The sequence below is a fragment of the Bradyrhizobium sp. MI1.4 genome, from assembly GCF_055811315.1.
In genome coordinates this window covers 1-13,119 of record NZ_JBVVPP010000075.1, presented here as the reverse complement: position 1 = coordinate 13,119, position 13,119 = coordinate 1, and the positions used below count along the sequence as shown (strand labels likewise).

At 57.8% G+C, this 13,119-nt stretch carries 11 protein-coding genes and 2 pseudogenes; 9 read left to right on the top strand and 4 right to left on the bottom strand.

What is annotated here, in order from left to right; all coding sequences use genetic code 11:
• The first annotated feature begins 81 nt into the window (after positions 1-81).
• Positions 82-828 (top strand): LuxR C-terminal-related transcriptional regulator, encoded by a 747-nt coding sequence (locus AC0L23_RS37580; protein ID WP_473299058.1) that lies wholly within the window; start codon positions 82-84, stop codon positions 826-828.
• Between the two features lie 12 nt (positions 829-840).
• Here the strand turns inward: AC0L23_RS37580 and AC0L23_RS37575 are convergent, their stop codons facing one another.
• Positions 841-1,113: a hypothetical protein gene (locus AC0L23_RS37575; RefSeq protein WP_473299060.1), complete on the bottom strand. Its 273-nt coding sequence runs from the start codon at positions 1,111-1,113 to the stop codon at positions 841-843.
• A 229-nt stretch (positions 1,114-1,342) separates the two neighbouring features.
• On the opposite strand from AC0L23_RS37575, the pseudogene AC0L23_RS37570 reads away from it, so the two are divergent.
• Positions 1,343-1,681, top strand: a pseudogene (locus AC0L23_RS37570) (hypothetical protein); the annotation flags it as partial.
• 798 nt (positions 1,682-2,479) lie between these two features.
• Positions 2,480-2,962 (top strand): phasin family protein, encoded by a 483-nt coding sequence (locus AC0L23_RS37565; protein WP_473299062.1) that lies wholly within the window; start codon positions 2,480-2,482, stop codon positions 2,960-2,962.
• Between the two features lie 280 nt (positions 2,963-3,242).
• On the opposite strand, the gene AC0L23_RS37560 is transcribed toward AC0L23_RS37565, so the two are convergent.
• Complete coding sequence (locus tag AC0L23_RS37560) at positions 3,243-4,031, bottom strand: Crp/Fnr family transcriptional regulator (RefSeq protein ID WP_473299064.1); 789 nt, start codon at positions 4,029-4,031, stop codon at positions 3,243-3,245.
• Positions 4,032-4,754: 723 nt separating this feature from the next.
• Here AC0L23_RS37560 and AC0L23_RS37555 point away from each other — a divergent pair.
• Both AC0L23_RS37555 and AC0L23_RS37550 read left to right on the top strand, forming a co-directional pair.
• Complete coding sequence (locus tag AC0L23_RS37555; RefSeq protein ID WP_473299066.1) at positions 4,755-5,030, top strand: hypothetical protein; 276 nt, start codon at positions 4,755-4,757, stop codon at positions 5,028-5,030.
• A 14-nt stretch (positions 5,031-5,044) separates the two neighbouring features.
• A complete protein-coding gene (locus tag AC0L23_RS37550) occupies positions 5,045-5,449 on the top strand; it encodes an endonuclease/exonuclease/phosphatase family protein (RefSeq protein WP_473299069.1) in 405 nt (134 codons plus the stop codon).
• Between the two features lie 1,029 nt (positions 5,450-6,478).
• Here the strand turns inward: AC0L23_RS37550 and AC0L23_RS37545 are convergent.
• Positions 6,479-6,691, bottom strand: a pseudogene (locus AC0L23_RS37545) (DUF2939 domain-containing protein); the annotation flags it as partial.
• A 400-nt stretch (positions 6,692-7,091) separates the two neighbouring features.
• On the opposite strand from AC0L23_RS37545, the gene AC0L23_RS37540 reads away from it, so the two are divergent.
• Positions 7,092-7,628: a hypothetical protein gene (locus AC0L23_RS37540; protein ID WP_473299071.1), complete on the top strand. Its 537-nt coding sequence runs from the start codon at positions 7,092-7,094 to the stop codon at positions 7,626-7,628.
• Between the two features lie 358 nt (positions 7,629-7,986).
• Positions 7,987-8,976 (top strand): glycosyltransferase family 2 protein, encoded by a 990-nt coding sequence (locus AC0L23_RS37535; protein WP_473299073.1) that lies wholly within the window; start codon positions 7,987-7,989, stop codon positions 8,974-8,976.
• 36 nt (positions 8,977-9,012) lie between these two features.
• Here the strand turns inward: AC0L23_RS37535 and AC0L23_RS37530 are convergent, their stop codons facing one another.
• A complete protein-coding gene (locus tag AC0L23_RS37530; RefSeq protein ID WP_473358219.1) occupies positions 9,013-9,999 on the bottom strand; it encodes an FkbM family methyltransferase in 987 nt (328 codons plus the stop codon).
• Positions 10,000-11,305: 1,306 nt separating this feature from the next.
• Between AC0L23_RS37530 and AC0L23_RS37525 the strand changes: the two genes are divergently transcribed.
• Positions 11,306-11,791 carry a hypothetical protein gene (locus AC0L23_RS37525; RefSeq protein ID WP_473358218.1) on the top strand — a complete coding sequence of 162 codons (486 nt, stop codon included), beginning with the start codon at positions 11,306-11,308 and terminating at the stop codon, positions 11,789-11,791.
• Between the two features lie 946 nt (positions 11,792-12,737).
• Positions 12,738-13,001, top strand: a complete 264-nt coding sequence (locus AC0L23_RS37520) for a hypothetical protein (protein ID WP_473299079.1) — start codon at positions 12,738-12,740, stop codon at positions 12,999-13,001.
• Positions 13,002-13,119: the final 118 nt, after the last annotated feature.

The window sequence follows — 13,119 nt, the reverse complement described above, 5'->3', positions numbered from 1 at the left end:
CTGGTTGTGCTTCCCGCGCGTCTTAAGGTCAATGCAGGAATAAAAACTGCCGCGCGGGTATCAGGAATAGACAGGGGAAGCATGCGCCGCATCAGAGTCGTCATCGCGGATCGGCACCCGATCGTCTTGCAGGGGATCAGCAGCGTCCTTGCGGCGCAGCGCGATTTTGCGATCGTGGCCGCCTGCGGCGATACTGCAAGCTGCATTGGGGCCATCCGACTTCTGGTGCCCGACATTGCACTGGTCGATATTGCAATGCCCAGTATCAGTCGACCGGACATTCTGGCTATCGCACACACCGCTGGCCAAGGTACCCGGGTCATTTTCTTCGCTGAAAAGGCCGGCGATCAAAGGTTGCAGACGCTGGCCGCGGGCCGCGCCTGCCTCGTCCTCACGAGGGATGCTGAGCCGGAGGTGCTGGTCGCGACCCTGAGGAAGGTTGCGGAACGCCAGGGACCGGCATCGCGGTCGCCGTGCACAGGTGGCGAGGGCCGTGGGGAGTCTCACACCGGTGAGGAAAAGGCTCCGACGCAGCTGACCGACCGGGAGCGGCAGATCATGAGACTTGTATCGGAGGGGCTGTCGAACAAGGAGATTGGGCGTTTCCTGAGCATTACCGATGGTACGATCAAAGTCCACCTTCACCACATCTTCCAGAAGCTCGATATCAGCAATCGAACAGTTCTCGCGGCATTTGCAATTTCGCAAAACGGGAAACATGCGGCCGCACGTGAACTCGCCTCTTCCGGCCTACTACAGCAGGATTCGGCGGTTCGAAACGACGAGGACGTCAAGCGCAGCAATGTCCTTCCGGAACGCACGCGTTAGCGGGACATCGCATCATGCTGGGCCGCGAGCATCGGTTGCGGCGCGCAGATGCTCGGCCATGTTGCGGCAGGCTCCTTCGGCCTCAGCCAATGTTCGGAAGGGCGACCCGCTGATCTTGATCGCGCCATTGTTCTCGTAGAGTGGTCGCCAACTCGCCAGGTACCCGGAGCGTCCGTGAAAGCCCGGACCGGTAGGGCTCTCCAGGCTTATCACAAACGAGAAGCCATCGCCGCTCGCGCTCCAGATCTCCATGTTTTCGATGGGCCCGTGAAATTGCAGTGGCATGGCAATCATCCGTCGTGCGCTGCCCTTAATCAAGCTAATCAGATATATGCAATTAAATATTAGTTTGACACTCCACATTGGGGTCCCGGCGCCGGGGCGAGCAAGCCCTAGGCCATGCTGGCAATCTGCCGGCGGCGCACGCCTCGGAATCTCCATTTTTCAAACAAAGTTTAGTTGAAACTCTATTTAATATACAATACCAATAAAGCAAATTAATCAAGGGGAGCGCATCGTGACCCAAGGTGGCAATGAAGATGACGACCGGCGGGCGTTCCTGAAAACCTGCGGAAGATTCGCGGCCGTGACACCCCCCGTCATGACGCTGCTGCTGTCGACCTCGCTGACCTCGACAGCCATCGCACGTTCAGGCGGACAGAACGGAGCAACGCATGGCGATGACAGGGACCAGTCATTCTTCGACAACGATCGTCCGTCCTCTGCGGCCTCGGGGTCCTCTGGCGGCGGGTCACCTGGAGGTAGTGGCGGACCTGGGGGGCGCCGTGGTGGCTCATCTGCTGCTGGAAAGCCATCCGGCGGGGGCGGCAGATCGGGCGGAGCGACCGGTGGCAAAGGACCTTTCGCGACGGGAGGGAACTCCGGAAATCCGGCCGCATATGGAGGGGTCGATTGTGCAGATGAAGAAGACGACGAGCGGAGGCACAAGCCCGAGTGCGAGCGAGCCGCCTCTCGACTTTCGAGCGCAACCCGCTCCGAGCCTTAACAACGGTTCGATCCGCTGTTGTTGCAAGCAGCCAGACCCAATGGAGCGTGCCGCGCGCCGGGGCACATGAGTACTTTTTTAACGCGCCGCCGCATCGTCATCGGCAACGCAGCATGCCGAATTAGTCGCGTTTTCCTTTGATTTCATATTTTTTTGCCCACGTCAAAGCTGGCGGAATTCTCGCGGACATATTGCTAGGAGACCTCACATGAAAATCTGCGCTCGAGTGGACAACCCTGCCGCTGTTCTTCGCCAGCGTCTCGAAGCGCTTGCCTCTCAACTCGCAGAACTTGAGAGTCTCAGGGACCGGGTGGATCGAGAAGAGAACCATCAGCGCGAGCTGCGCCAGTCCGGCTATTTCAGACGACGAGCAAGCTCAGAGTGCAACCGAGCGGTCGCTGCAACGTCGCAGATCTAAAGCTCCGCCTGGTCGCAACCCATCAAATTATTTCAGCGAGAGTCCGAAAGCGAACGGATGTTTCGAATTTAATCGATCATATTTGGCTTCGGCAGGGGGCGAGCGGTTCATCCGCAGCAGCCTCCGGTCACGCCGAGAACAGGGGCGCTGGTTTTCTGGCGCGGTACGTGCCGGGAGCGGGGAGTCTTCAATCCATTAACTAGTTTCGCTTGAAAGGATGAAAGCTCGTGAATGATGCCAATGTGAAAGTCGAAACGCAGGCCGATCCGGTGAATGAGAACACGAATGGTGCAAAACCAAGATTCGATTTGCCGCTTTTGAATTTCCAGGAACTCCTCCGTGGCTTCGCCGAGCAGGGCGCCGCACAGACCAAGAACAATATCGCGAGCATGAAAGCGACTTCCGAGGAGATCAGCGACATTCTCCGTGAAGCCTGCTCTATGAACGCCAGAGGGGCCGTCGATTACGGCGCCAAGGTCATCGAGATTTCCAAAGACAATACCAGCGCCACCCTGGAGTTTTTATCCCGCCTCGCTGAGACCAGGTCGCTGCTGGATATCGTGCATCTTTCGACCGCCCGAAGCCGCGAGGCTTTCGAAGTCATCTCCGCACAGAATCGGGAGCTTTGGGAGCTCGCGCAGAAAGTTGCGATCGAGACGACCGAGCCCATCAAGACCAGCTTCAACAGAGTGCTGCACAAGACGGTCTGAACCGAGGCTACCGGCCGCGCGGATCGACTGGACAGGCGTCTCCGCAACGGGGGGACGCTCGGTCCAGTCGATGGCGGGCCAACGTGCTCAGGGTCCGCAACAGATTGCAGGAAATCAAGATGGGTGTGGTAATGATCAAGTGCCCGGAAACGGGCGACGCTATTTCGACGGGTATCGAGACTGATCGCGAAAGGTTTCGCTGCAGCGCGGTATTCTTCTCGCGCACCTATTGTCGGGTCTGCGCGGATACACACGAGTGGTTCGCGCGAGAGGCCTGGGTCTACGAGCCTGCCCTGGATAGTCGGTTGCCGGGCGGCTGGTAGGCGTCTCGTGTAGGCGCCGCTTGAATAAGTCCTACTCCGCCACGCGAGATTATCCGATCGATCCTGCGGCTCATCACCTTGTAGCACTCGCATGCCACGGCTTCGAGCCGCGGCCGGTCAATCTCGAGCTGACCGCGGCGGTTGGATTTCAACGCTCTTGACACGCGCAACGCCCTCACAACATGCGTGACCGTGGTGCGTCGGACGCCCAGTAGCTCCGACATAGTCTCCTGGGTCAAAGGGAGGAGATTGCTGCCATTCGCCCGGTCGTGAATTTGAAGCAGCCAGCAGGCCATCCGAGCTTCGACGGAGTGCAGTGCATTGCAGGCCGCGACGTGCTGAAATTGCGTCAGCAGCGATCTCGTGAAGATCTGCACCATGGATGCGATCGCGGGGCTCCGACCCAGCGCCGGCAGAAATTGCGCCGCCGGGATTTGCAGCACGGCCCCTGGGACGCGGACCACCGCCGTCAGGGGGGAGCGGGATGCGCCAAGCGCCGACGTCAGACCGATGGCACCCTCACGGCCGACCAGCCCCGCGGCGACGGTCTGCCCGTTCGGCAAGTCCACAATAAACGCAATCGCGCCACTGCAGGGGAAGAGAAGGTGATTGATCCGGTCGCCCGATCGGACCAGCACTGCGTCGCGCTCGAGCACGACTTTCCGCAGATGAGGTGCAAGCAAGGCAAAATCCGCCGGCGGCAATGCTGCTAACAATCGATTCTCAACTCTGGTCGCGTGATCCATCACGGGATTCGTCCCCGACGGATGGCCGGTGCTGGGACGAGGCCGCTGGTGCCCAACTGGCCGCACAACTCAACAGGGGTCCAACCGGTCACCGGAGATATGGTTCCCTTTGTGGAGTCGTGCGTGTGCGAGGGCACCGCCACGCACGATCCCGCTAGATCCTGCGATTGGCTCCAACTGGAGACCGGCAGGCTCGCGGGCATTGCAGTTGATGTCGGCCAAGCCTATCGCTCGTCCGGAAAGAGTGTCATCGGAGCGGACGCTCTATGCCTGTGCGACGGATGCCAATTTTTGGCCGAATATGCTCAGGCGGCGACCGCCTAATCATTGAACGTTCTTAACTCGTGGCTAAACTCTTAATCAGCGGGTCCCAGGTTCGAGCCCTGGTGCGCCCACCATCCTAGCGACTGGCCCCGCGTGTGGCGGGCGCGCAACAAGCCTTCCCGGGAGCGGGTCCTCTCCCTGCTCGTCGTGGGTGCCAGCGTGTTGGGCGGAAGCACCGTGTTGCTGATACAGGCGCTACCACCATTGCTTCTACGGATTTCTATAGAGGCGCAAACCGGTTTTGACCGCAGCCCGGGGGGCAACCGCCATTCTGGCAAAGGGAAATTCCGTAGTGATCTCAATGGCCAAAAACGCCGAAAATGTCAGAACGGCCTTTGAAGACACTACAGTATTTCGAGACTTCTCACCTGGAACATTGCCGGAAAAGGCCGCGACGGCGTGACCGATCTGGCGAGGATCGTTGCCGTCGCCCGACAGACGCTCGATGCCGACGTGTTCTGCTTCCAGGAGGTGAGCGCGAATTTCTCGAGATTTGGTGATGGAGCGGATCAGAGCGCACAGCTGGCAGCCCTGTTGCCCGGCTACTCCGTAATATTCCGACCTGCTATCGAAACTGTCGACCGTGATGGCAACCTCCATCACTTCGGCAATATGACGCTGTCCCGGTGCCCGTGCTGCAGATTGCCAATCACCTGCTGCCATGGCCGAGTGTAGGCACGGTGCGCAGCATGCGCCGTCACGCCCTGGAGGTGACGGTTCAGGCCTCGTTTGGCGCGGTCCGCGTCGTCAACACGCATCTCGAGTTCCATTCGGCCGGCCAGCGCGAGGCGCAGATCGCTCGCCTGCTGGATTTGCAGGAGGACGCGTCAATGAGTCCGAGGCAGGCCGGCTTCCGGCACGATGAGCCGTATGGAAGTCAGGCCGTCGCTGCGTCGAGCCTGCTGTGTGGCGATTTCAATTTTGATGTTGCCGACCCTCAGCACGCATTGATTGCCCGATCCGGCCGGCCTGGTCTGACATATCGGGATGCATGGACCGCAATCGCCCCGGCCGCGCGCGTTCGCCAACTTGCGGAAACTACGACCGCGCGCAGTGGGCCGACGGGCCCGACTGTCGCGACTTCATTTTCGTGACGGAGATTTTACCGGCTACGTTCGCAGCATCGAGGTCAACGAAGCGACCGTCACCAGCCCATTGTAATCAGCTTTCGGAATAGAAGAATGGCGGAGCTAATAAAAAACTGTCGTTGCAAGGAAGGGTAGAGGACGTCTGGCCCGCCGGCGGCCCTCCGCGAGCAATTTGGCCGCAATGATCGAAATCAGAACTGAGTCTCGGTTCAGGAGCAATAGCGGCTCACGCTGGTGGGGCCTATTTTCGATACAGCCGCCCGGTAGTCGTCCGGAGGTGTAAACGCCGGCCATTGGAATCACCGTTCTTACTTTTTGGCGGACCAGCCATGGCGCAAGGGCGGTGGCACGGACAAGGCACCAACCCTCATGTGCAACAGATGTCAGCGTCCAATGGAGTTTCTCGCGTCCCTGCCGGCAATTGCAAACCTGCCCGCCGCCTACGCTACAGGTGCATGCCTGCCTGAGAGTTGAAACTATCATTCTGGGCTGAAGGAAGGCGCCGCCGGAGGACTACTTGGCTTGAGCTCGAAAGTCCGAGGCGAGCGTTTCATCTGCCAGGAGACGAACTCGTCTCCGGCATCAAGGCCTCCCCCGCACACCAGCAATGGCTGGTTGTCGGACGTGGCGCAAAGTAGAGCGCGAACCTCGCTTCTTCTGAACGTGGTGGGCTCAGCGCGTCGGTAGCCGGTCCGCCATGCTGGACAAGACCTTTGGCGGCAACGTGATGCCGGACAGCTTCCAGGTCGTCGTTTCATAATGCATGCTAACGCTCCGGTGTCCTGACTTTCTCCGAGCCTCACCGCAAACTCGACCGGCTTCACCAGTGTTATCCGTCCGGCGAGAACAAAGATGTTCGAAACGCCGAGCTCGGCCAACGACGACATCGTCCCAAACGCGATGTTTTCTGCTGCGTTCCGGATGTTGCCACTGCTTAACAGGACGGACAAGTTTTCTGGTGTCATGAGCTTGACCGCGAGATCGTCGGCATGTCGCACCGAATGCCTTGATTGGCATCCGTTCGAACGGGCGCACCGGCCGCCTTTGCCCAATTCGATCAAGGTAGGCTGACACAATCTGATCGACGATTGAATGGCGGACCCGCGGCAGATTCGTCCGGACGATCACCTGAGCGGCGTCTGCGCTTCGCACGGCCGAAACCACGCCCAAGACCGAAACGAAGGCTGACCCGGCGTAGATGAAGAGGCAGATCAGGAACGCCGCCAGGATGCCAATGAGCCACCTCATGGAGCGGCAATCACGGTGGAGGGGCATTGCTCCAAGATGCGATCGGCAAGGACCTCTAACGCCTCTTGCGCGGCTGTCAGCCGAGAAGTTTAATCATCTTGATCGTTGGAGGTTGGCAAGTAGCCGCAATGAGCGCCGCGTTCGCACTTGCAGCGTGTGGGAGAGACCCAGGGCCTAAAGGTGCTGCTCATAAGGTGGGTGGCCGTGAAAGCCTTCAACTTCGATAAAATTCCACTGCTCGCTGTTTCAGGGAAACCCTAGCCGCGAAGCCTGACTGCAGCCACGCCATGGCTTGCGTGTGCCCAGCTTTGCGCGAACTCTCGTTTCCCCACCACGCACTGAACCTGTAGGCTAACGGCAGTAACGGCCTGCCGAGAATTCCTAGATCGGCGGCAGCGCATTGCAACGCGGCGGCATCGCATCCGGCTTGAGCAGAGCTTACGGCGATGCGCTGACCATGTCCGGCGACGTTCAGGGCGGCGACGACAGTCTGACCGGAGGCAATGTTCCAAGCCCGGTTCCTGCCGGAACATACGATACCATGCTTGTCGGGGATGCGCAGACCATGTCTGACAACGCGCGTGGAGGGAACGACCAGTTGATCAGCGGCACCGGAAAAGATGACATGTGGGGCGACGCTCAGGTGATGCTTGGGCTCGCGAAAGGAGGCAACGACACCTTCGTGTTCAACGTCAATAACGGCCACGACAAAGTCGCGGATCTTGGCCAGGGTCTTTCGAATTTAGGAACCGACTACATCGATGTCGCTGCGCTTGGTATTGAGGACCTCAGCGAACTTACGATCTCGGCATTTGACCCGACAGCACACGAAAGCACGATCACGTTCAGCGCAGGCAACGACGTGCTCGTACACAGCGAGGAAGCACTCAGGCCTCAGGATTTCATATTCGCGCCGCATGGCCTCTTGCTGACCTAGAAGGCAAGTGGCCAAGTCCTCTGGGCTGACGTGCGCCGGCTTTTGTTCGTTGCGCGTGGAGCAAATACACCGGTTCATCAACTAACCAGCTTGCGATGTAGTCGCGTAAGGCGCCTTCCGCGGGAATCTTGGGGCTGGCCAGCGCGTTAAGCCGCTCCTCGGCAACCGCTGCGCGTTCTGTTCCTTTGGTACCGTTCCGTGTCCGCCAGTTCAGGAGAATGGAAAGGGTTGCTGTAGCAGCTGCCTTGAAGGGAGTTGACCGGCTGCCTGTTGCAGCAGCCGGCCAGGAACCTTTTAATTGGATTTGATTTTCTCAGACAGGCGGGCTCAGCCCTCTTTGTGACGGTCTGTTTGCGAAATGAGTTCGGTAGACGTGGTCGTTCCCTGCTTCCGGTATGGGCGCTTCCTGCGAGAGTGCGTCGAGAGCGTTTTGACGCAATCCGGCCCCGAACTGCGCGTGCTTATTATCGATGATGCGTCGCCGGACAATACAGCGGAAGTTGCGGAAGGGTTAGTCTGCTCCGATCCCCGCGTCAGTTATTGCCGGCACACCTCGAATCAAGGGCTGATTGCTACCGCCAATGAAGGCATCGCCTGGGCGAGAGCCGACTACATGCTTCTGCTGTCTGCGGACGATTACCTGTTGCCCGGTGCCCTTTCGAGATCAGTCGAGCTGATGGACGATCATCCGTCCGTCGCTTTCACCTTCGGCGGCGCGGTTGTTCTTGATCAACGCGGGGAGCGTTCGCGGCGTCGAACAGGCGTGGGATCGAGAACCCGTGTTTTGTCCGGACTTGATTTCATTGCACTTAGCGGCGCGAAAAACATTGTGCTGTCACCAACCGTCGTGGTTCGCACATGCCTGCAGAAACGCGGCGGGTATTTGGCTGATTTACCCTACGCCTCTGATATGGAAATGTGGTTACGGCTGGCCGCACACGGCGATGTCGGGGTCATTGCCGCTGACCAAGCCGTGTATCGAGCGCACTCGGCCAATATGTCAAGTGAGCCTTCGCGGGAGCAAGACCTGCTCCAACGCAAGGCAGCGATAGAACATTTCCTGGATAGTAGCGCCGCGAGGTTCACCAACGCTGCTGATCTTCGTATCCGGATGAACCACATGTTGGCACTTGAAGCGATCGGCTGCGCAAGCGCTGCCTTCAATGAAGGCGCGATGGAGAGCTCAGCACGCCTGTCTAAACTTGCCCTGAGTATTGATCCGAGCGTTCAAAGATCGCGTCGTTGGTGGTTTCTCGCCTGCAAGAAGGTTCTTGGGTGGCGAGAATGGCAGCTGGTGCGGCCTGCAGTTGAATGGCTTAGATCTATCGTGCGGAAGGACCACCGCTGAACACCGCCAAAACGACTGGGCTTCTATACCACCTTGTTAGCTTTCGTTCGCGCCTGGCCATACCTCAGCGGATTTACGGCGCTGCCGTCGATAGCTCGTTGTTGGGCCAGTGTGGATGCGACGCCTGTTTATGAATAGGAAATCGACCTCGATCAGCGTGGGAAAGGCGTAGTGCGTGGGAAGGACTGCATTTATGGCAAAGCCTCGTTCTTCGTAAAATGTTACGGCTTCTCTCAGGCTCGGCTGGTCTTGGTACAACGGAGCGATTGCCACTTCGGATTGGAGGCCATAGAATTCTGAGAGCATCTCGCCGGCTCCCGCGGCAACGGAGAGGTCATGCCCTTGAGTATCCATTTTCAGGAAGGCACGCTTGAACCCAAGCGTTTTCTGATATTTGCGAAAGTAATCATCGAGCGTGGCTGTGTCGATGCCGATTCTTTCTGACGCGGCTATATCCCGCTCAAACACGCCACCCGACAGCGGCGTATGCAGAGACGATAGTGAATGGGACGATGCCACATTAAATTCGACATGCCGTCGCGTTGAATCCAATGCAACGCTCTCAACATACCAACTCGCGTCGTAGACAGCTTTTGCGCGCAGCGCCTTTGCGAGTCGCGGGACAGGTTCAAACGAAACAATCTGGCCGTCGTAACCGATAGATCTCAGCAACTCGGCATATTGCCCCTCGTTTGCGCCCACGTCGAAAACGCAATCGACGTCGAGATAGACGAGCAGTTCGCGGAGCGCATGCTTCTCATTCAGCAGGGGGAAACGATGCGCATGCGCGATTCCAATCGACATCTTGTTAAAGGCGATATCCTGCAGGAGCCGCTTAAAGGTCAGCATGACTGCCACTCGGGGGTTTTTCCAGCTATTGACGTTCTGGTAGGCATTAACTATCATTAAACGCAAATTAAAGCTCAATAAATCCGCGAAACAAGATCTGGCCCCTTTAAAAATGTGGAGCAGAACGATGAAGATCGCCTCGGGAGTTTTGTCTGCATTAGCTCTGGCCTTCACTCTAATAATTTCTGCGCCGCCCGCCCTAGCCTGCAACGGCAATGGAAATTGCGAAAACGCGCCCGGCCAAGTGAGAGGAGCCCCCGGTCCGATTGCTGGCGCCGGCCTTCCGATTCTTGCCATTGGCTACGGTGTCTACTGGTTGGTTAAACGCCGTCGTAAAGTTGGCTGACATTGGTAGCTCGCCTTCCCGGGGCAGCCTGTCTTACCTGATGTTTCGGTGGGTAGTTCAAGCGGTCGCAACGGGCTGCACGCCAATCCCGAAGAGAGCGATTGCTAGCCTGTTGTAATGAGTACGCCGCGCACGCGAGGCGTTGCAGTTAGTTGATCGCAATCTCCGCTGATACTAGCCGGACGAAATCGTTGTGTCCGCTTTCATCTACGCCAGAGTTCAAGGGATTTTGGTTCTCAAGCAAGACTCGATGGTGGTTTGGCATATACTCGGCGGCTGAAAACAAGGCGAGGCGCTGGCTTGTGGTCGCATATTCAAACGAGTGGATTGCACGTGGTACATTGCGAATATCGAGGCAATTGTCACGTGGAGAATTCTTTGCGGGACTATTCGCTCTCGGTTGTGTAAGTGGCCTCGCATCACGCATCATCCAATCAGTTAACCGGCTTGGATGGGCGGAGGCGCTTTTCAATACCTTCGGGATTAGCATAATTGTGTGGATCTCGTGTGCCGCCGGGGTATCTCTTGTTCTTCGAGACCGAACGTTTGGAGTGCGTCCGTCAGAGCTGGCCCTGGGGGCAGGTTTTCTCTTTCTGGTCATTCTTCCGATCGGAGCCCTAAGCTGGCTCGCAATAACCGCTCTTAGTCTCTACATCATTATCTCCGCCGATGTCGCCTCATCTCGACGGGGCGCTTTCATATTACTGGCTACCACCGTGCCCATGCTTTGGAGCCGATTGCTATTTCAGTTTTTTGCAAACCTAATATTGCAGATCGACGCGTCACTCGTTGGTTGGATACTGGGGACGCATCGGACCGGAGACATTGTGGAATTTGCTGACGGATCCGGAGTTCTTGTAATCTGGCCAGCTTGTTCTTCGCTTGCGAACGTGTCTCTTGCAGTACTGTGTTGGGTTACCCTGAGCCAATTAGCGGGCTCCAAGAAATCCGTTTACGACGTGTCGTGGTGCCTTTTGGCCTGCGTTTCAGTAATAGCTGTGAACGTCACGCGGATAAGTTTGATGGGTTTGAGCCAATGGCATTACGCCGCCGTCCATGGACCGTGGGGAGACACGGTCGGCAACACAATCATACTCGGCCTGATAGTCGGCTTCAGTGTTTTTGGGGTGCGGCGTGAACTATTCCAGCGCATTTAGGTGGTCTATTGCTGCCGTGCTTTTGTTGACGATTGGATGGAAGATCGCAAGCCAGCCCGAAACTCAAAACTATTTAAAGGACGACCTTATCAAATTCTTTGAACGCAACCACTTCAACGTCGTCGTGACCGACGAGGTCGTGAATTACACGCCGATTATCCGGGCGAGCAGAGCCTCGTGCCATCTGCAGATCGCGACACTTATTCCCGATGGCTCGAACCGGGATCTCATTCGGCATCTTGCTGCAGGTACAGATCGCTCGTTCGTTGTCTTTCGCGGCACGGTGTACGTCCAACAGCCCGTATTCTGGACAGTACTCGATTACTTTTGGTCCAAAGTTCTTCGCGAGCTTGGATTGATTAAGCACATTACGCCCGTCATTAGCGTAGCGGTGAACTCATCGTGCAATGGCGAGGGACGTCCGTGGGGTGAGCTAGAAGGTATCAGGAGAGATCCGCGTTGAACGCTATTGATTGCCAAGAGCTGATGGCGGGTCTCGGCCCATCGGCGACCTGCCGTAGGCTACTCCAGTCGACATCCCTCACGTCGGATGCGACCGCGAGTCGGGCGCAGGCGCGCCGAGGGTACCTCTGAGGAGTTATGAAGTACATTTTCATCGCGGTCGGCTCTGGCTGCTGCTGAACCTGCTCTTCGTTGTGCTAGTCACCCCGCCGCGTAGGTCGCGCGGCGGCGACAGCTTGCTCGCACGATTCAAGCAGTCAAGAAATTCATTTTGAGCAGACGGCAGCCCCTACCTGAGTGGAGACAGTGGGGTTCTGAATTTCCGGAACTACTCGGGTTCGCAGACGGGATTCACATGCTTTAATGAAGCCGAGCGCGGTCGCTGATTTAGTCTTCTCATTTGCTCTGATGCTGTCCTGAATAGTGATTTTTTGTGGCGGGGAGGACATTTATGCGAGGCTCTCGCGCAATCCTTTACGAACGACTTAGCGAACTCGCTTCTCAGCTCTCAGAGTTGGAATTTCTTCGAGGTCTAGTCGAAGACGCAGAGCGGAGCGCCCGCGGTGTGCCTCCATTACGCTTGACACATCCTCCGTCGCGCCGCGTTCGGCGTCGTGAACGGGGCGCTTTGTCTGTTCGCCTCCGTCGCCACGCGCCACCAAGCGGGAATGCAGGAGCTATCAGCCCCCCTGACAACGACAACCAAGTCGATTGGACCTTGCTGGAGCCATTCCCCGACGGATGGTGGGCTTCCTCCTAAAACCTCTCCAAGGGCTGGCTTACCGCGCCTTCACTCCTCCTTGGGGGGGAGTGGACGAGCCCCAGGGAACCCCCAGCAACGATAGGCGGCGCCGCACGTTGATACGCATCGCCGGCCGAGGGTCTGACTGTAGGCGTCGGTGGCTGAGAGAATTCCGCGCTCCCGCCTTGTATGTTAGGAGCGCAGAATGGCCGAAGAATTCGGCGCCGAGACACGTCGCCTGCTCGAGCGAGCCAACGAAACCATCGCTCAAAGTCGTCAGTTAGCCACGGAACATCGCGCACTCGTCGCTGAGTGCGAACTAAATCTCCGACATAGGCTGCTCGATATCATCACGCTGCATACTGATGACCGGAGATTGCCGGATCCGCGCACCCGAGTGGACTACAGCCCCTTGTGGCCCGTTTGGACCCTGCGATGGACGCCGAAGATGTCTGCTCATCGGGGCTAACGGAAGTCATCGCGGGAGGACTAAACCGACGCGATTGACCCAATGTATGGTCCGGCCGCGCGTTGCAAGAGGTTTCGTCAACCTGGCAGATGCGGTCTTGCATCAATGTATCCGGCCT